Source organism: Nocardia sp. NPDC047038 (assembly GCF_040644075.1).
Classification (GTDB): Bacteria; Actinomycetota; Actinomycetes; order Mycobacteriales; family Mycobacteriaceae; genus Nocardia; species Nocardia sichangensis.
In genome coordinates this window covers 327328-346290 of record NZ_JBEYVQ010000007.1, presented here as the reverse complement: position 1 = coordinate 346290, position 18963 = coordinate 327328, and the positions used below count along the sequence as shown (strand labels likewise).

Below are 18963 nucleotides of genomic sequence, written 5' to 3'. Positions count from 1 at the left end.
GTGCCCGCATTGGGAAGGTCGGATTTTGAAGTTAGCCTAACCTTATGGACACGACCGTGGTGGTGCGCGAGCCTGGCAAGCGGATCGTCGGATCACCGAAGCGATCCCGGAAACCGATACGGCGCAGGCTGATCTCGATCCATCGCTGGTCGGCGCTGATTCTCGGTTCGGTCCTGGTGATCCAGTCGACTTCGGGCGCGATCCTGCTCTACCACGCGGAATTGTTCCGAGCGCAACACGCTTCGTTCTATCGCCACACGGACGCGCCGGCGGTGGTCGACGCAGAACAGGCCGTCGCGATGGTGCGTGCCGCCGATCCCGGTTTCGACGTCGGCTGGGTCGGTGGAGACGGCGGCGTGATCGCGATCGGGAACACGAAGTACACCGCCGCCTACTCCGTCGATCCCGCTACCGGACGAATCAACGAGCAGGTGAACCTGACCGACGGCGTTCTCGGCTGGCTGACCAACCTGCACAATTGCGCGTTCGGTTGTGCGCGCTACTCCGGCGCGATCCCGATCCTGGAGAATCAGGCTCCGCTCCTCGGCATCAAATGGGGCGCGGTGATTCTCGGCGCGCTCGGCGTCCTGCTGGTATCGCTCGCGGTGTCCGGCGCGGTCATCTGGTGGCCGTCACTCGCACGGCTGCGCCACGGATTCCGGGTCCGGCTGCGGAAAGGCCGCTTCGCCAGGGACCGCGACCTGCACGACGTCATCGGTATTCTCGCGGTGCCGTTCCTGTTGGTGTGGGGCATCACCGGCACCACCATCGAATGGCCTGCCGTGCAACGGGCTTGGCTCGTGGCGACCGGCGGCACCACGACCCTCGAACGAACCGAGCGGTCTTTCGTGCCGCGGTCGAGCGATGCCCGACGGCCTCCGCTGTCCATCGGCGAGGCCACGGCGATCGCGGATCGAGCCGCGCCGGGCCGACTCGCCTACCTGTTGCTGCCCACGGACGACGCCCCGTACTACCGCGCCGTCGTCGCCGGGGCCTACTCCCCGCGCGAGCACCGCCTCTTCTACAGCGGTGACGTCATGGTCTACGTGAACGCCCATGACGATTCCGACATCAAGGTGGTCGACGCGAGCCACGACCGGCCGCTGGCGAACACCTTCTACGCCAAGGTCTTCGAGCCCGCCCACTTCGGCTGGCTGGTGAACGGCTGGTGGCGACTGATCTGGCTGGCATTCGGCCTGACACCGCTCGCGCTGGCGATCACCGGCCTGTCGACCTGGCTGTTCCGGCGCCGGACCCGGCGCCGCCGCGCTCACGCGACGACGTAGCCGCCGACCCCGGTCACGACGGGAAGTGGATCACCTGGCGGGAGAAGAGCGCTTGGGGCTCGGCGATGTGATTCGCCGCCGCGACGACTCCCACTCTGGTGTCCAGATCCGCAGGACCGTAGTGGTCCTCGCACATCGAGCGCAGCGTGTCGCCCGCGACGCCGCGACGGCGGTTCAGGCCGGGCACGACGAGCACGTGGCCGGGAGCCGGTTGGCTGCCCGAGGGCAAGTGGTTGGCCAGTTCGATCATCACGCCGAGATTCGCGTCGCCGTACCAGCGCTCGGCGAGTATCGAGAGGGTTTCGCTTTCGGTCACCGTGTGGTGACCGACATCGGCGAGCTCCGGAATGTGCAGCCACGCGCCGGGCTGGATGGCACGTTGCGCCACGCCGTTGACGACTTCCCAGATCAGCTGGACTCCGGTGTCCTCGGTTCCGTAGTAGCGCTGGGTGATCTGCTTCCGCACCGCGGTGGAGTCGGGCGTGGTGAGGAGGTGGCGCCGCGTGATGTAGGGGATCAGGAGCTGTTGTCCGACATCGATCGAATTCGGATCGGCGAGATGGTTCTGGCGCGCGATCGCCGGGAACAGGCTGCCGTCTCCGTACTCCCGATGGGCGATCGCGGAGAGGGTGTCGCCGGGTTGGACTTCGTACTTCTTCATCTGTTCGGCCTTTCTGCACTGCTGACAGCCGGCGCCGCGGACACCGATTCCGGCTTGTCTCGCACGCGCACCTGCCGTCCACGAACGGTTGTGGCGCTACCGAATGCTCGTCGCGATCGGCCGCGCGATCGTGCGTAGGCGACTACTCGTTTCCGGCGGCGCTCGCCGCGACTCCGTCGGGGCGGCGTCCCGATTACCCGGTTGGTCTCGCCGGATACGCAGGTGGCGCCCGGCCGGTCCGGCCGGGTCGGATGCCGCGACCAGCTTCCCGGGGCGGCTCGGAGAAGCCGTTTCCGGGCAGTTCTTTTCGATCGTGTGAAGAAGCTCCGAGGCTGATTCGAGCACTGGGTCAGGGGTAGCACGAAGACGTGGCGCCAAGAGCCACAGTCGGTTTCATCCGCTACCGAAAGGAGCAAGTGATGGCAGACCAGAAGAACCCGGGCCAGTTCGGCAACCGTTCCGATACCGAGGAGCAGGCGCGTCGCGGCGGCCAGGCCAGCACCGGCAGCTTCGGCGAGCGTAACTCGGCCGATCCGAGTGCGGCCGGACGCAAGGGCGCCGAAGCGCAGCCCAACGAAGCGAAGGTGCGCGGCGGACAGCACAGCCACGCGGGTCGCTGACGTCGACCGCACATGGGCCGGGCGGTACAACCGCCCGGCCCGTTTCGTTGTGCGGCGGTCATGGTCCGCAGTGGCACGGCAGCGCGAAGACTGGGTGACCAACTGCCTATGTGACTACCTATTTGAGACTGACTCAGGTGGTGATAGGCGGAGGGAACTTGATGGCACGCCGGATGCCGTTCTATCGCTAAGTCGCTGGTCAAGTGTTCAAATTTGGCAAATATGCTGATCAGCTGCGATTCTGCACCGGAGCTGCGCGAGTGTCGGCCATGGTGCGATTGGTACCGGCAAGTTACGGAAAAGTCGGGACAACAAGCGCCAGTGCTTGCTAAGTTAATGACTGTTCTTATCGATGCGACGGCGATGTACGAGTGCTGCCGGTCTTTCGTCGCATCATCACGGCGGCGCTCGGCTCAATGAGGAGTGGCGCAGACATGGATGGACTCAGCAGGCGCAACGCGTTGAAAGCCGGTGGGGTGTTGGGCGCGCTCGGCGCGCTGGCCATGGCGACCCCCGCGCGCGCGGAGCCGTGGACGTGGTCCCCGCAGGGTTCGGTGGCCGGCTCCGGTGAAGGGGCCGATCCGCTCACCGTCTGGGATCCCGAGGCGGATCAGTTGGTCGCCTCTCTGATCGACCGGGGGGAGGTGCCGAGGGTCAACGAGCTGTTGCGCACCTGGACCGCGAACGGGCAGCCTTTGCCGGACGGATTGCCGCCGGATCTGCGCGACTTCATGGAGTACGCACGTCAGCTGCCGCCCTGGGCTGATCGCGGAAAGCTGGCCACCGCCGTCGAGTTCAACAAGAAGCGCGGGCTGTATCTCGGCGTGCTCTACGGGCTGGCCAGCGGCATGATGAGCACGGTCATTCCCAAGGAGGCGCGCGCGGTCTACTACTCCAAGGGCGGTCACGACCTGAAGGACCGCATCTTGAAGACCGCCAAGCTCGGTTACGACATCGGGACCGCGAATGCCTACGGGCCCGATGGTGAGATGGTCGTGACCTGCGTGAAGACCCGGCTGGTTCATGCTGCTGTGCGTCACCTGCTGCCGCAGTCCCCGCACTGGGTGTACTCCGCCGAGGAGGACATCCCGATCAGCCAGAACGACCTGATGGTCACCTGGCACAGCCTGCCCACCACCGTGATGAAGCATCTGACCGCGTGGCAGGTGCCGATGCCCGTCGCAGAGTCGGAGGCGTTCCTGCATTCGTGGCAGGTGGGCGCGCACATGCTCGGTATCCGTGACGAATACATTCCCAACTCCTGGGCGGAGGCCGACTCGCAGGCCGCGCAGGTGCTGGATCCGATCCTGGCGCCGACCCCGGAGGGCGCCAAGCTGGCCGACCGGCTGCTGCGCCTCGGGGCGAACCTCGACTTCGCCGTCCTCACCAAACCGGTACTCGGCGCCTTCACCCGCTTCCTGCTCGGCGACAAGATCGCCGACGGGCTGGCCATCGCCAGGGAGCCGGTCTGGGACCCGCTGCTGCGGGTGAGCTGGGGGCCTTTCATCGCCGTGCGTGAAGGGCTGCTGCCCGTGGTGCCGCTCGCGCCGGATGCCTACTGGCTGTTCGACGAATTCCTCCGCAGGGCAGCGCTGCTCTATCTGGCGGAACTGCGGATGCCGATCAGTATCGAGATCCCCACCATGAACCGGGACATGAGCCGGCCGCCGCGCTGAGCCTTCCGGACGCCGATGCGCTCTCGAAGCCTTCTGGAGTGCATCGGCGATAGCTGGTAAGTTACTGGTTGTTCTTTGCGGTGGATCGCCGAGATGAACCGTCAACTCGTCATAAGTCTGCTGGTGGGCGCGTGATCGAAGGGTTGATCTCGGTCTAAGTTACGAGGAGTTCTGGAACGTGAGCCATAGGACGCTCGGCCCTCCGCATGGCTCGACCGCGCTGCGACCGATGTCTGGAGGTGGCGCGGAGCATGCCGTACCGACAACCCACCGGACAGTGCGGTGGACATGACGAACCCGCAGCATATCCGGCACATCCACATCGAATCCGGCGCACTTGTCCTGGACTACCGAGCGTGCGCCGAACAGGCCCGGAGTCTGGCCGCCGACTTGGCGCACAGTCATCCGGACCTGATCGTCACGATCGATGACGATGTCCACGTCGAGTTGCCCGAGCTGCCCTGCGGCGGTCTGTGGCGGTGATCGGCGCCCGGCTCGAGTAGATTGACGATGATCTGACCCACGACGAGGGAGCGTCGGCGCATGACAGCGATTCGCCATGAGATCGTGATCGACGCTTCGCCGCGCCACATCTGGGATGTCGTGCGTGATGTCGGCGCCGTGCATCGACGCCTGCTGCCCGGCCGGGTCGTCGACACCCGCCTGGAGGGAGCGCGGCGTTCGCTGACTTTCCCGGACGGGCATGTGATCCGTGAACTGATCGTCTCCATCGATGACGAGGCCCGCCGCTTGGCGTACTCCGTCGTCGAAGGCGCCAGGCCCGCGCTGGACTATCACCACGCTTCGTTCGAGGTTCGCGCCGAGGGGGAGCGTGGCCGACTGATCTGGATCACCGACGTCTTGCCGGAGTCGGCCGCGCCGGAAGTGCGGATTCGTACCGAATACGGCCTCGCGGAGATGAAGCAGGCCATCGAGGCCGCGGCGGCCGAGTCGTAGCGGGTTCGGGAGGTGTCGGACATGTGGCAAGGCACCGCGACGCTGTACCCGGGCAGATTGTTGTACACGGGGCGGCTCGGGAGCGCGCACCGTCACCATCATGCCGCCGCGCAATTGATCTTCAGCACCAACGGCTCCGTCGGTCTGCGCGACGACGCCGGCCGCCACTGGGCGGGGCGAGCGGCGCTGATCCCTCCCGGTGTACCGCACGAAACCACCGGCACGGCAATGGGATTGCTCGTCTTCGCCGACGCGCAGTCGCCCCTCGGGCGCGCGCTGACCGATTGTGTGCGGCGCACCGGGAGCGCCGTCGACTCGGTCACCGCGTGGTCGCGGGCCGCGCTGCCACTGCTCGACCTCGACGACGGCGAGCGGGATCCCCAGCAACTGGCGCACGCCGCACTGACGGCCTTGATCGGCGATCCCGCTCCCACCGGCGCTGCCCGGCACGCGGCGCTGCGTCGCGCGCTGGAGCTGCTGCCGGACCTGCTCGACGGCCCGCTGCGTCTGGCCGAGCTCGCCGCCGCGGTCGGACTGTCGGCGAGTCGACTCGGTCATCTGTTCCGTGCCGAGCTCGGGCTGGCGTTCCCGCCGTATGTGCGGTGGGCGCGCCTGCGACAAGCGATGGACCACGCCCGTCGCGGCGGCACGCTCACCGAGGCCGCGCACGCCGCGGGTTTCGCCGACAGCGCGCATCTCACCCGAGTCTGTCGCGAGATGTTCGGGCTCACCCCCTCCGAACTCGCCGGTGCGGTCACCATGGTGCGGCCGTAGCGAATCCGTTCAAGCGCCGCCGGGACCGCGGCCCCCACGCTGAACGGCATGCACACCTTGGTTCGCTACGGCTACGTGCCGTTCATGCTCTTGGCGGTCAACGGCGCCGCGCTCGCCGTCATCGCCACCGGCGCCGGCAAATTATGGCTGTTGCCGCTTCTGGTACTCGCGATCGCCGCATCGTTCGCCGCCGAACGGATCCTGCCCTACCACGACGACTGGAACCGCGCCCACGACGACGGTCGGCGCGACACCGCGCACGCCGTGGTCAACGAACTGCTCACCCTCGGCGGCGTGGCCGCACTGCCGCTGATGGCCGCGCTGATCCCTTCCGCCGATGTCTGGCCGCACCGGTGGCCCTTCCCGATTCAGGTGCTGGTCGCGGTTCTCGTCGCTGATCTCGGCATCACGCTGACCCACTTGGCCAGCCACAAGATTCCCGCGCTGTGGCGGCTGCACGCCGTGCACCACAGCGTCGAACGCGCCTACGGTTTCAACGGCCTGATGAAACATCCTCTGCACCAGACCCTGGAGACCGTCGCCGGTGTCACCCCGCTCGTACTGCTGGGCCTGCCCACCTCGGTAGCTTCGGCCCTCGCGTTCACCGTCGCGGTGCAACTCCTACTGCAACATTCGAACGTCGACTACCGCGTAGGCCCCCTGCGTACCGTGCTCGCGCTCAACCAGGCACATCGGTTCCACCACTTGAAATGGGCGGGCATCGGCGACGTCAACTTCGGACTGTTCACCTTGTTCTGGGATCACCTGTTGCGCACCTACTCCTACGACCCGGACCGCCGTTTCACCAGCGACGACCTCGGGATGGCCGCCAAGCCCCACTACCCCAGCGGCTATCTCGCCCAACTCGTCGAACCTTTCCGGCCCAGCGGCGCTTGCGGGGCCACGAAACCCGCTCAGCGCTCATTGCCCGCGCGCAGCCAGGCGATGTAGTCGGCGGTCGCGCGTTCGGTGTCGTAGTCGGGCCGGTAGCCGGTGTCCTGCTGGATACGGGTGATATCGAGGTAGTTGCGTTGTCCGGACCCACCGGTGGGGAGGTCGATCCCGGCGTCCGGGACGACCTTCTCGATCGCGGCGATGACTTCGGCGTTGGTCGTCGCGCGGCCGGAAGCGACGTTGTAGGTGCGGTGATTGAGCCGGTCCGCCAGTTGCAGGAGTGCGATGGCCCGGCCGCAGTCCTTCACGTAGCACAGGTCGATCGCGTCTTCCGCGTAAGCGGGGAAGCGCAGCGACGACAGGTCCGGCGCGGTGCCGCGGGTGGCGGCATGGACGAGCTGAGGGGCCGGGAAGAACGGGTCCGCGGGTCGGCCGCGCGGGCCCCAGATGGCGGAGATTCGGTAATTGACGATCTCGATGCCGGTCGCCCCGGTCAAATGGTCGGCGAGCAGCTCACCGATCTTCTTGAAGCTCGGTATCGGATGGGGTGCGGTCAGCGGAACCGGCATGTCTTCCCGCAGTGGACCCGCACCGGTCAGGCCGGCGTAGACGCCGATCGTGCTCGCGACGCCGACCCGCGGCACGCCCCAGGCCTCGGCGGCTTCGATCACATTGAACAGACTGCCGATCGCCTTCCGCGCGCCATCGATGGGCTCGTCGGAGCCGGGTGGCCAGGGCATCGAACCCGCGAGATGCACGATGCCGGTGATCTTGTGGCGCGTGCCCACGTCGAGCAACGCCGTCAGATCGGTGATGTCGGCCCGCTCCACCGCCACCTGCGCACCGGCGAACTCGGCCGGTACCTCGCCGGTTCGACGCTGGACCAGCACGCAGCCCTCGCCCAGGTCGAGCAGGGCCCGCACCGTGTGGGAGCCGATGAACCCGAGACCTCCGGTGACCAAGATCATCACATGAGCCTTTCTGTCGTCTAGCTGATTATCAGTACTACTGACGATCAGGCTAGCGATAGAATCTGCGGGTGTCTAGGACGGATGGGCCGGGCCCCGAATTGACCAGCCGGTTGGGCTACCTGCTCAAGCACGCGCAGTTGCGGATGGCCGAGCTGAACACGAAAGCGTTGGCGCCGCACGGCATCGACGGGCGCGAGCTCGGCGTGCTGTTCGTCCTCGCGGGCCGTGAACCCACGTCCCAACAGCAGGCGGCGCAGCGGCTGGGCATCGACCGCACCACGATGGTCGCGATGCTGGACACTCTGGAAGGCAAGGGCCTGGTGGCACGTCAGCCGGACGCGAACGACCGGCGTCGCAACGTGGTCGAACTGACCGATGCCGGACAGGACACTCTTCGTCGGGCCACCGAGGCGAGCGATGCCGCCGAGCGTGAGTTCCTGGCGCAGCTCGGTCCGCAGGCCGCGCAGCAACTGCGGAACTCGTTGCAAACCATCGTGACCCATCCCGAGCAAGAGCAGTCCTGACGCTCTGCGCCGCATGGGCGCGGAACCGGAGCCGTCGGCAGCCGATAGGTGAATAGCGCCGTTCATACTCGGCTTCCGGCCTACGCGAATCCGCGTAGGAGATCGTGATCGGCTGCGTCGGTCGTCGTAGTCGATCGCGCATCCGGTCAGGAGCGCGAGCGCTCGCGGATGCCGTACGCTCACGGCATGGTTCAGCAGGCGGTGGCACGACGGCTGTCCGCCTGGTTCTCGCGTCGGCCCGCCTGGTTCCCGGATGTCCTACTGGCGCTGTTCGTCACCGTGATCCAGGTGCAGAGTGCCGCGATACCGGTGCCGCTGGAGCCGGCCTACACGCCGGTGTCGGGTTTCGGATATGTCCTGTTGATCGTCAGCGGCCTGGCGGTCGCAGCCCGCCGCAGGCAGCCGGTCGCGGTGTTCGGCGTGACGGCGCTGGCCAGTCTGATCTATTTCGGTCTCGGCTTCCCCGACCGGCTTTCCTATCTCGGACTCTTCGTCGCCCTGTACACCCTGGCCGCCTACGGCGACGGGCGGCGGACGCTGATGATCGCCGGTGCGGGCATCGCGGTCCTCGCCGTCGGCTGGCTGATCGCCGCGGCGGATATCAAGCCGCTGGTAGCTATCGGCTGGGTGTTCTTCCGGATCGGCGCGTCGGTGATCAGCACGATCCTCGGTGAGTCCGTGCGATCCCGCCGGGTCATCGCCGCCGATGCGCAAGAACGAGCGGAACTGGCCGAACGGTCCCGCGACGAGGAAGCCAGAGCGCGGGTCGACGCCGAACGACTGCGGATCGCCCGCGAAGTCCACGACACGGTCGCCCACGCGATCGCCATCATCAATGTGCAATCCGGGGTCACCGCACACGTGCTCGACAAGCGACCGGAACAGGCCCGGGAAGCCCTGCGCACCATCGAGCAGACCAGTTCGCGGGCGCTGCGCGAGATGCGCGCGATCCTCGGTGTACTGCGTGACGGCGACGAGCGCGAACCCTACCCGGGGCTCGGCCAGATCGACGAGCTCGTCGGCAAGGCCCGCGATGCCGGGCTCGACATCGCTTTCGAGCAGACTCCCCCGGTGACGCCGCTACCGAGCGCGGTGGGCAGCGCCGCCTATCGCATCGTGCAGGAATCGATTACCAACGTGATCCGGCACGTCGGTCCGACCAGGGTGACCGTGGCGCTCGAACCCGGCATCGACGCCTTGCGGATACGGGTCGCCGACGAGGGTCGTCGCGCCGCCGCACCGGTCCACACGGATAGCAGCACCACGACCGGACGCGGCATCGTCGGGATGCGCGAACGCTGCCGGCTGCTCGGCGGTGAACTCGACGCGACGCCGCGTCCCGAAGGCGGGTTCGAGGTCACCGCCCGCCTACCCTTGACCCCGGTCGGATCGCGCTCGTGAACGCCACACCACCCATCAAAGTCCTGCTCGCCGACGACGAACGCCTGGTCCGTTCCGGCTTCAAGGTTCTGCTCGACCTGGAAGACGACATCACGGTGGTCGGTGAAGCCACCAACGGCGCGGAAGCCGTCGAACTCGCCCGCGCCACCCGCCCCGACGTGGTCCTGATGGACATCCGCATGCCACGACTGGACGGGATACGCGCCACCGCCCAGATCGCCGCGGCCGCCGGGATGGAGCGAGTCAAGGTGCTCATCCTCACCACCTACGACACCGACGAGAACGTCTTCGACGCCTTGCAGGCGGGCGCGAGCGGGTTCCTGCTCAAGGACGCGGGCCCGGCCGAACTGCTGCACGCCATCCGAGTGATCGCCGCTGGTGACGCACTGCTCGCACCTCGGATCACCCGGCGGCTCATCGGCCAGTTCACCGCGCAGCGCCGGGCAGCCAAGTCCGCCGAGGACCGGCTCGCCGTGCTGACCGACCGTGAGTGCGAAGTCCTGGCGCTGGTGGGACAGGGCATGAGCAACGACGAGATCGGCGCCGCGCTGTTCCTCAGTCCCGCCACCGCACGCACCCATGTGAGCCGCGCGATGGTGAAACTGGGTGCGCGCGACCGAGCGCAGCTCGTCGTGATCGCCTACCAGACCGGGCTGAGCGGCTTCACCTCGTAGCGATCAGCGGGTTGACCTCGCTGCCGAGGCGTTCGCGGCCTGGGACTCGAATCACGTTGACTTACAATGCCGTAGCACTGGCGAGTACGGCCGCGCATTCGGCTACGACGACCTGCGCAGCCGATCGCCGTCGGCGTACGCGCGTTCACGTAGACGGCGACTCCCGTCGGCGGAAGCCCAGCAGGTGCCGAGGGCGCGACCATCGACGGCATGATCTTGGATCCCGAACTCGAAGCCTCGGTCCCGTTCTTCCCCCCGGCCGACCTGAGCGACCCGCGCGCCGCCCGGGAGCGCCTCGCCGAGTTGGTCGCCGCCCTTCCGGTACCGGACATCGCGGGCATGTCGATCGAAAATCGCACGGTGCCGGGCGATTTCGACGTGCCGATACGAATCTATCGTCCGGACCGGGCGCAGGGCGCTGCCCTCATCTGGCTGCGCGGCGGCGGATTCGTCATGGGCGATCTGGACACCGAACATCCGTGGGCCGGCCTGCTGGCGGACAACTCCGGTGTGACAGTGATCTCGGTCGGCTACCGCTCGGCCCCCGAACATCCGTTCCCCGCCGCGCACGACGACGTCTACGCGGTGCTGATCTGGACGGCCGAGCACGCGGTCGAGCTCGGCATCGACCCGGCGCGGATCGCGATCGGCGGCCACAGCGCCGGGGCGGGAATCGCGACCGCGGTCGCGTTGCGGGCCCGCGACGAGCAAGGGCCGCCGATCCGCTTCCAACTGCTCAACCAACCCGTCCTCGATGACCGCCAGCTGGCCTGGTCGGCGCGCACTTTCACCGATACGCCGTTCGTGACCCGGGCGAAAGTGGCCCAGATGTGGCAGCACTATCTGGGTTCCGCGCCCGCGACGCCGTACGCCGCTCCGGCGCGGGCGACGGATCTGTCCGGGATGCCTCCCGCCTACATCGCCACCGCCGAGTACTGCCCGAACCGCGACGAGGACATCGAGTACGCGCTGCGCCTGTTGCAAGCGGGCGTGCCGGTCGAACTGCACCAATGGCCCGGCACGTTCCACGGGTCGCAGGCGATCCTGTCCGCGGATGTGTCCCAGCGCCAGAGCGCCGAATTCGCCGCCGCGCTGCGCCGCGCGCTGCACCCCGCGACCGGCTCGCAAAGCGCGTAGCCGCAAAGGGATTGCGAAGAGGGGAGAACGATGACCACCATCGACCTCGCCGCGGCGAGGAAGCAGTCCACACCGCCCCCGTCGGATGCCGATTCCCCGGCGGGAGGAAATGTGACGGGGTTGCTGCGCCCGTACCTGGGCGGTTTCGCCGTCGTCGTCGTCCTGCAGATCATCGGTGCCGTCGCCGGTCTGGCGCCGCTGCTCGCGGTCGTCGAATTGGGTCGAACGCTGTTGTCGCCGGGCCCGATCGACCACGGCCATGTCCGGATGATCGTGATCGCGGGGGCGGCCGGGTTGTTCGTCCGGCTGGTGTTCACGGCCGCGTCGTCCGGCATCGGGCACCTGCTCGACAGCCGGGTGCAACTGTCGCTGCGCCGAAAACTGGCCGCGCGACTGGGGCGGGTGCCGATCGGCTGGTTCTCCCGGCGCGGCTCCGGCGAGTTGTCGAAGATCGTGGGCAAGGACGTCGGCACCGTGCATCCACTCATCGCCCACACCCCCGGCGAGCTCGTCGCCGCGTTCGTCGTGCCGCTGGTGTCGTTGACCTACCTGTTCACCGTCGACTGGCGGCTCACGTTGATCACGCTGATACCGGTCGCGCTGGCCGTGGCGCTGGTCCCCTTGATGATGACCCCGGCCCGGCTGCGTGCGCAGCAGGAGTTCGACGCGGGGATGGCGCGGATCGCGAGTGCGACCGTCGAGTTCGTACAGGGCATCTCGGTGGTCAAGGCGTTCGGCGCGGGCGAGCGCGCGCACCGCAGATTCCGCACGGCCGCAGACGATTTCACCGACTCCTTCCTTCGCATGGTGCGGGGTCTAGCCGGACTCGGCGCGGCGATGCAGGTGGTGTTGTCGCCGCCGTTCGTGCTGCTGGTCGTGCTGACCGGTGGTGCGGTCCTGATCACCGGCGGCGCCATGGCCCCGGCTGACCTGCTGCCCTTCCTGCTGCTCGGACTTGGTCTGACCGCACCGGTGGCGGCGCTCGGCCACGGCTTCGACGACTTGCGGGCGGCCCGGCGCGCGGTCGACCGGATCCGGGAGGTCCTCGCGGTGCCGTCGCTGCCGGAACCTTCGCGCCCGGTCGCGCCGCAGGGGCACCGGGTGGAACTGCGGGAGGTGCGATTCGGCTACGACGCCGAGCACGAGGTGCTGCGCGGCATCGACCTGGTCCTGGAGCCGGGGACGGTCACCGCGATCGTCGGGCCGTCGGGCAGCGGAAAATCCACGCTGGTTCAGCTTCTTCCTCGATTCTTCGACCCCACATACGGTGCGGTGCTGCTTGGCGGGGTCGACCTGCGCGAGCTCGGCAGCCGGGCGCTCTATCGGATGGTCTCCTTCGTCTTCCAGGACGTGCGGTTGCTGCGCGCGTCGGTCGCGGACAACATCGCACTGGCGCTACCGCACGCCGACCGCGACGACGTGGTGCGCGCCGCCCGGTTGGCGAACATTCACGATCGGATTCTCGAGCTGCCGCGCGGCTACGACACGGTGCTCGGTGCGGAGGCCGAGCTGTCGGGCGGTGAAGCGCAACGGATCTCGATCGCCCGGGCACTGCTCGCCGATACTCCCGTACTGGTGCTCGACGAGGCCACCGCCTTCGCCGACCCGCACACCGAGCAGGCGGTGCGCCGAGCCCTGGCGACGCTGGAAGGCGATCGGACGATCCTGGTCATCGCTCACCGGCTGGAGACCATCGCCGACGCGGACACCGTCGTGCTGCTGGAGAACGGGTCGATCACCGAGCGTGGCAACCCCGGCGAATTGCTGTCCCACAACGGGAAATTCGCCGAATTCTGGCGATCGCACCGGTCCACGCTCACCGAAGAGGTCGAAACCCTCGGTGGCATGCTCCGGCGTGAACTCGGGCCATGGAGCAGGCAGCGGAGCGTGCCTGCACGACCGCTCGCCGACGAGACATCGCGAGGAGAGGACCGCCGATGATCCGAATGCTGCTGCGCGTGCTGGGCGACGAGTACGCCCAGCCCGTACGACGCACCGTGGCCCTGATGACGGCGACCTCGGTAGCGGAAGGTTTGTCCTACGCACTTCTGGTTCCGGTGCTGCGAGCGCTGTTCGGGAGCACGCCCACGGACGCCTGGCCGTGGCTGCTCGCGTTCGGGGCGGCGATCGCGTGCTACGCGGCGCTGCGCTATCGCAGCGATCTGTCCGGCTTCCTCGTGGGCACCACGCTGCTGCGCGGTGTCTACCACCGTTTCGGCGATCGCCTGGCCCGGCTACCGCTCGGCTGGTTCACCGCCGGTCGCGTCGGAGAGGTGTCGGTGCTCGCCAGCGAGGGTGTGCTGCAGGCGATGAGCGTGATCGCGCATCTGCTGGCGCCGACGATCGCCGCCGCTGTGACTCCGCTGACGATCGTCGCCGTGCTGCTCGCCTTCGACTGGCACATGGGGCTGGCCGCGCTGGCCGCGGTGCCGATCGTGGCGGCGATCCAGATCTGGACGGGACGTTCGATGGCCGCCGCCGACGCCGAACGCGTCGAACGCACCAAGGAGGCAACCGGGCGAGTCGTCGAGTATCTCCAGGCACAGCCGGTGCTGCGAGCCGGTGGCCGAACCGCCGAGCGATTCCGGCTGCTCGACGACGCGCTGTCGGGACTGGAGCGGGCGTCCCGCCGTGCCGTGCTGTCGGCGCTGCCAGGGATCGTGGGGCTGACGCTCACGGTCCAGGCGATGTTCACCGTGCTGCTGGCCCTTGGCGCCTACCTCGCGCTCGGCGGGAACGTCGGCGCGGCGGAGATGGTGGCGATGCTGGTGCTGGTGGCCCGCTGCGCGGATCCGCTGCTGTCGCTCTCGGAGATCGGCGGCAAACTCCGCAGCGCGCGTACCGTGCTGGGCGGGCTCGACACCGTGTTGCGCACCGAGCCGCTGCCGGAACCTCGCGAACCGATCCGGCCGGTGGGCAACGACCTGGCGTTCGAGTCCGTCGCCTTCCGGCACGGCGGTCGTACCGTGATCGACGACGTGTCGCTGTCGGTATCCGAGGGACAGCGGGTCGCCATCGTCGGACCGTCGGGTGCGGGCAAGAGCACACTGCTGCAACTGCTCGCACGGTTCTACGACGTGGACGACGGCGCCGTGCGCGTCGGCGGCGTGGACGTGCGCGCGATCAGCACCGAAGTATTGATGGAACGGATCGCCGTCGTCTTCCAGAACGTCTATCTGTTCGACGGCACGATCGAGGAGAACGTGCGTCTGGGCCGTCCCGACGCCACCGAATCCGACGTGCGCGCGGCGGCGACCGCGGCGGGGTTGGACGAAGTCATCGATCGGCTGCCCGGCGGATGGGCGACGAACGTCGGCGAGGGCGGCGCACTGTTGTCGGGCGGTGAGCGCCAACGCGTCTCGATCGCGCGAGCCCTGCTGAAGAACGCGCCGATCGTCCTGCTGGACGAGGTGACCTCCGCGCTGGACCCGGTGAACGAGGCCGCCGTCCACGAGGGCATCGAACGCCTGATGGCGGGCCGGACGGTGGTGATGGTCGCGCACCGGCTGCGGACCGTCCGGCGGGCCGACCACATCGTCTTCCTGGACGACGGCCGGATCGTGGAAGAGGGCAGCCACGACGAGCTGCTGCGTCTCGGTGGCCGCTACGCCGACTTCTGGGAGTTGTCCATGGCGACCGTGGCAACCGAATGAGCCGCGATGTCGATCACGGGGTGCTCTCGTGCTTCTCCAGCCAATCCCGGTAGTGCGTAGCGGCCAGACGGGCGTCCGGGCCCGCCGTGAGAACGTCGCCGGGAACGTCCGCGAACATGCCCGCGGTGTCGTCGGTGACGACGGTGCGGCTGTCGCGCCGAGCGGCCAGGGTGAGCCTGCCGAGGTCGTCGAGGCGGAAGACCTCCGGACCGGCGACATTGCGGACCCCGCCCAGCGGAGCGCCGGTGGCGACCTCGACGACCGCGTCGACCACGTCCGCGGCGGCCATCGGCTGGATCGGGGTGGCGGGCAGGCGGACGGTGTCGTCGTCGGAGGTCCAGGACAGCACCGCGTCCATGAACTCGAAGAACTGGGTGGCGCGCACGATGGAGTACGGCGTTGGGCCCAGCCGCAGCAGGTCTTCCTGCAAGCTCTTGGCCCGGTAGTAGTCCAGGCCGGGCACCTGGTCGACGCCCACGATGGACAGCACGACCTGATGCCCGACACCGGCTTTCTCCCCGGCGTCCAGCAGGTTGCGCATGGAGATGCGGAAGAAATCCACCGACGCCTCGTCGAAGGTCGGCGAGTTCGCCAGGTCGATGACGACCTGGGCCCCCGCCAGCGCCCGGTCCAGGCCCTCTCCGGTGATCACGTCGACGCCGGTGGACATCGACGCGGGCACGGCCTCGTGCCCGGCCGCGGCCAGCTTCCGCACCACCTGCGAGCCGATCCGCCCGGTACCGCCGATGACTGTCAGTTTCATGGTTCTCGCCTTTCCCGGCGTGCCACCGGGCGAGCCCGCGATTCATGGAACCGTTATCGGTTCGTTCCGGTCTCGGTACCACGACGCCCGATCTCGCCACGGGCATCGGTCGTCGGTCCCCGGTGTCGATCGCCCGGGACAGGTGGCCGTCGTACACCGTTCTCCCGCAACACCGTTTCGTCGCACTGATGTAAGAGCGGCGACAGCCCCTGTAGGGGTGTTGGTGGGGCAGGTCGTGCACGCTCGGTTTCCGGAGAAGACCGGAGAGGTGACCGGGGCGAGATGACCGAACGGCGCACCGGTGGCGCTGTCCACGCGCAGCGGCGCGACGACGGACGGCGGATCGGATCGTGGTTGACCGCCACGGCGGTCGTGCTGAATATCGCCCAGCTCTTCGGGCTCCCGCTGCTGATTCCCGGCGACCCGGCATGGGGCTGGGCCCTGCTGCCGTTGCTACTGCTGACGACGACATTCTGGTCGGTGATCCACGAGGCCGTGCACGGCAATCTGCACCACCCGCGGTCTCGCAACGACCGGTACGGGCGCGTGCTCGCCGTGCTGTACGGGTCGCCGTTCGCGCTGCTCAAAGCCGGTCACCTGCTGCACCACCGCTACAACCGGACTCGTGAGCGGGCCGAGGTCTACGACCCGGCGAGTTCCAGCTGGGCGAAGGTCGCGCCCGGGTACTACCTGCGGCTGTTCGGCGGGCTGTATTTGCTCGAGGTGGCGGCGATCATGCTGGCGGCATTGCCCGCCGCGGCGGTGCGCGGGCTCGCCCGGGCGGTGGACGGGCCGGACACGGTGGCGGGGCCGCTGCTCGAACGCGTCGCGCGACCCGAGGTGTTCCGGCAGTTCCGCGTCGACGCGGCCGCTGTCGTGGGGCTGCACGGTGCGGCTTTCGCCGCCTACGGTCCGCACTGGTGGATGTTGCTCGCGGCGGTGGCCGGGCGCGGCGTGATCGTCTCGCTGTCGGACAACGCCTATCACTACGGCACCGATCTCGACGAGCCGCTCGAGGCGCTGAACCTGAAACTGCCCGCGCCACTGGAAGTACTGGCGCTGAGCTTCAACCTGCACGGCGTGCATCACCTGCGCCCCGGCCTGCGCTGGTACGAACTCCGTCCCGCCTTCGACGCCGAGGGCGGCCGACCCGACATAGGCTGGTTCCGCGCGGTGGCCCGCCAGATACGCGGCCCCCTCCGGCTCACCGATCGGTGACTGCCGCCCGCCGCGGACGCGCCCCCGCCGCGATCACTCCTCGGTTTCCATGTGCGAATCCATCCGCGAGAGGATCTCCTCGATCCGGTCGCGCACCATGTGCCGCTCACCCGCCCAGCTGTCCGCCCGACGCGTGGTCGATATCGGTCAGCGAGTCGGCGGCCTCGCCGCTGGCCCTCCGACATTGATTACACCGCAGTGAGTCGAGCCTTCATCAAAGGCCAAGCGAAGTCTGATCGCGCGCAGCATGAATCGATCAATGGACATCGAAAAGTCGTTTTCGGCAACTCCGTTCGTTCCCGTGCGACTACGACGCCGAACCGTTCCCCGACAACCACCTCTTCCCGCCCGAGATCTATCGAGCGGACCCCGAAGTCTTTCCGTGAGACCGGCTGCCGCTGTGGCTGGCCGCCCATATCGGGCATGCCGATCGGCAATCGCTGCCCGCCGACACGGCGGCCAGGGCCCAGCCGGGCGTGACAGTTGGAGGACGGTGTGCCCGCGCTGCCGTTGCTGCCGGCGCGCTGGGCGGTGCTGTCCGCGGCATTCGTGGCAGTGGGCTCTCCGTGGGTCCGAGAGTCTTACCAGCGCTCGGGTTGTTCGAGGGAGCCGAGCGCAGCGGCTCCTCGCTCCGGACCGTGTCCGGCGACCGGGCCGTGCTCTCCGGTGGCGGGTGGAAATATCCCGTCCTCGACGCCGTCTACAACGCCGGGGCGCCGATGCCGGACCTACTCCTTCGTCAGCGGCACAGCGCCGTCTCGCGCTCCATGCGGGACAGCTTCTCGGGATTGCGCACGGCGTAGAGGCCGGTGACGAGGCCGTCGTCGATGCGAAGCGCCAGGACGGTGTCGATCTCGCCGTCACGCCGCAAGATCAGCGCCGGATATCCGTTGACCTGCGCGGGCTGCCTCGACACCGCGGCGAGCCTGCCCAGCCCGGCCGCCAGTATCCTGGCCACGCTGTCGGCTCCGAGGACGGGCGCGAGGGTGGCCTGCACGACGCCGCCGCCGTCACCGAGCAGGACGACGTCCGGCGCGAGGATGTCGAGCAGATGCTGTAGATCGCCCGTTTCGGTCGCTCGCTGGAACGCCTCGAGGGCGCTACGGGTCTCGGCGGGCGAAACGACTCCGCGCGGTCGGCGTGCCGCGACGTGGGCCCGGGCCCGGTACGCGAGCTGGCGGACCGCGCCGGGGCTCTTGTCGACGGCTTCGGCGATCTCGTCGTAGCTCAGATCGAATACCTCGCGCAGTACGAAGACCGCTCGCTCGATCGGCGTCAACGTCTCCAGCACGAGCAGCATGGCCATCGACACGCTGTCGGCGAGCTCGACGTCCTCGGCCACGTCGGGCGCGGTGAGCAGCGGCTCGGGCAACCACGGGCCGACGTAGGACTCCTTGCGCCGCCCCAGTGTCCGCAACCGGTCGAGCGACTGGCGGGTGACGATCCGCACCAGGTACGCGCGCTGATCCTGGACGGTGCCGAGGTCGACGCCCGCCCACCGCAGCCAGGTCTCCTGCAGCACGTCCTCGGCGTCGGCGGCCGAGCCGAGCATCTCGTAGGCGACGGTGAACAGCAGATTCCGGTGGGTGACGAACGCCGCGGTAGCCGGGGCGGGGTGGTGATCGCCTGGCGTCTTCTGCGATGTGCCGGCCATGAAGTGGCTCCTGTTCCCTCTCGGCTGTGTCACCCATCAGACGCCTGTCCCTGCCGTCTTGTAACACCGATACACAGTGGCGCAGGTCACTTCGGTGCGC

The 18963-nt window shown here is 68.3% G+C and carries 18 protein-coding genes; 14 read left to right on the top strand and 4 right to left on the bottom strand.

Annotated elements, in window-relative coordinates:
* The first annotated feature begins 44 nt into the window (after window positions 1–44).
* A complete protein-coding gene (locus ABZ824_RS24700) occupies window positions 45–1286 on the top strand; it encodes a PepSY-associated TM helix domain-containing protein (RefSeq protein ID WP_356965553.1) in 1242 nt (413 codons plus the stop codon).
* A gap of 13 nt (window positions 1287–1299) precedes the next feature.
* Here ABZ824_RS24700 and ABZ824_RS24695 read toward each other — a convergent pair whose 3' ends face one another.
* Window positions 1300–1947, bottom strand: coding sequence for a LysM peptidoglycan-binding domain-containing protein (locus ABZ824_RS24695; RefSeq protein WP_356965552.1), 648 nt, complete (start codon window positions 1945–1947; stop codon window positions 1300–1302).
* Between the two features lie 419 nt (window positions 1948–2366).
* On the opposite strand from ABZ824_RS24695, the gene ABZ824_RS24690 reads away from it, so the two are divergent.
* The 6 genes from ABZ824_RS24690 to ABZ824_RS24665 all read left to right on the top strand — a co-directional run bounded on the left by ABZ824_RS24690 (window position 2367) and on the right by ABZ824_RS24665 (window position 6925).
* Window positions 2367–2567: a hypothetical protein gene (locus ABZ824_RS24690; RefSeq protein ID WP_355080113.1), complete on the top strand. Its 201-nt coding sequence runs from the start codon at window positions 2367–2369 to the stop codon at window positions 2565–2567.
* A gap of 434 nt (window positions 2568–3001) precedes the next feature.
* A complete protein-coding gene (locus ABZ824_RS24685) occupies window positions 3002–4243 on the top strand; it encodes an oxygenase MpaB family protein (RefSeq protein WP_356965551.1) in 1242 nt (413 codons plus the stop codon).
* Window positions 4244–4531: 288 nt separating this feature from the next.
* Entirely contained in the window at window positions 4532–4726 is a 195-nt protein-coding gene (locus ABZ824_RS24680; protein WP_355080109.1) for a hypothetical protein, read from the top strand.
* Window positions 4727–4786: 60 nt separating this feature from the next.
* Window positions 4787–5200 (top strand): SRPBCC family protein, encoded by a 414-nt coding sequence (locus ABZ824_RS24675; protein WP_356965550.1) that lies wholly within the window; start codon window positions 4787–4789, stop codon window positions 5198–5200.
* Window positions 5201–5221: 21 nt separating this feature from the next.
* Window positions 5222–5974, top strand: coding sequence for a helix-turn-helix transcriptional regulator (locus tag ABZ824_RS24670; RefSeq protein WP_356965549.1), 753 nt, complete (start codon window positions 5222–5224; stop codon window positions 5972–5974).
* 48 nt (window positions 5975–6022) lie between these two features.
* Window positions 6023–6925 carry a sterol desaturase family protein gene (locus ABZ824_RS24665; protein WP_356965548.1) on the top strand — a complete coding sequence of 301 codons (903 nt, stop codon included), beginning with the start codon at window positions 6023–6025 and terminating at the stop codon, window positions 6923–6925.
* Here the strand turns inward: ABZ824_RS24665 and ABZ824_RS24660 are convergent.
* A complete protein-coding gene (locus ABZ824_RS24660) occupies window positions 6889–7836 on the bottom strand; it encodes an NAD(P)-dependent oxidoreductase (RefSeq protein ID WP_356965547.1) in 948 nt (315 codons plus the stop codon). The two genes, ABZ824_RS24665 and ABZ824_RS24660, sit on opposite strands and share 37 nt — an antisense overlap.
* A 71-nt stretch (window positions 7837–7907) precedes the next feature.
* Here ABZ824_RS24660 and ABZ824_RS24655 point away from each other — a divergent pair, with 71 nt between their 5' ends.
* The 6 genes from ABZ824_RS24655 (at window position 7908) to ABZ824_RS24630 (ending at window position 15228) form a co-directional block, all read left to right on the top strand.
* Window positions 7908–8363, top strand: coding sequence for a MarR family transcriptional regulator (locus ABZ824_RS24655; RefSeq protein ID WP_356965546.1), 456 nt, complete (start codon window positions 7908–7910; stop codon window positions 8361–8363).
* A 186-nt stretch (window positions 8364–8549) separates the two neighbouring features.
* Window positions 8550–9764, top strand: coding sequence for a sensor histidine kinase (locus ABZ824_RS24650; protein ID WP_356965545.1), 1215 nt, complete (start codon window positions 8550–8552; stop codon window positions 9762–9764).
* On the top strand, window positions 9761–10438 hold the full coding sequence (locus ABZ824_RS24645) for a response regulator transcription factor (RefSeq protein ID WP_356965544.1): 678 nt from the start codon (window positions 9761–9763) through the stop codon (window positions 10436–10438). Before ABZ824_RS24650 ends, ABZ824_RS24645 begins: the two co-directional genes overlap by 4 nt.
* 210 nt (window positions 10439–10648) lie before the next feature.
* On the top strand, window positions 10649–11575 hold the full coding sequence (locus ABZ824_RS24640; protein ID WP_356965543.1) for an alpha/beta hydrolase: 927 nt from the start codon (window positions 10649–10651) through the stop codon (window positions 11573–11575).
* A 30-nt stretch (window positions 11576–11605) separates the two neighbouring features.
* Window positions 11606–13516 (top strand): ABC transporter ATP-binding protein, encoded by a 1911-nt coding sequence (locus ABZ824_RS24635; RefSeq protein ID WP_356965542.1) that lies wholly within the window; start codon window positions 11606–11608, stop codon window positions 13514–13516.
* Window positions 13513–15228, top strand: coding sequence for an ABC transporter ATP-binding protein (locus ABZ824_RS24630; RefSeq protein WP_356965541.1), 1716 nt, complete (start codon window positions 13513–13515; stop codon window positions 15226–15228). Before ABZ824_RS24635 ends, ABZ824_RS24630 begins: the two co-directional genes overlap by 4 nt.
* A 13-nt stretch (window positions 15229–15241) precedes the next feature.
* On the opposite strand, the gene ABZ824_RS24625 is transcribed toward ABZ824_RS24630, so the two are convergent.
* Window positions 15242–15991 carry an NAD(P)H-binding protein gene (locus tag ABZ824_RS24625; protein WP_356965540.1) on the bottom strand — a complete coding sequence of 250 codons (750 nt, stop codon included), beginning with the start codon at window positions 15989–15991 and terminating at the stop codon, window positions 15242–15244.
* A 282-nt stretch (window positions 15992–16273) separates the two neighbouring features.
* On the opposite strand from ABZ824_RS24625, the gene ABZ824_RS24620 reads away from it, so the two are divergent.
* Window positions 16274–17209 carry a fatty acid desaturase gene (locus ABZ824_RS24620; protein WP_356965539.1) on the top strand — a complete coding sequence of 312 codons (936 nt, stop codon included), beginning with the start codon at window positions 16274–16276 and terminating at the stop codon, window positions 17207–17209.
* A gap of 739 nt (window positions 17210–17948) precedes the next feature.
* On the opposite strand, the gene ABZ824_RS24615 is transcribed toward ABZ824_RS24620, so the two are convergent.
* The gene (locus tag ABZ824_RS24615; protein WP_356965538.1) at window positions 17949–18863 is read right to left on the bottom strand and encodes an RNA polymerase sigma-70 factor; all 915 of its coding nucleotides are present in this window, start codon (window positions 18861–18863) and stop codon (window positions 17949–17951) included.
* Window positions 18864–18963: the final 100 nt, after the last annotated feature.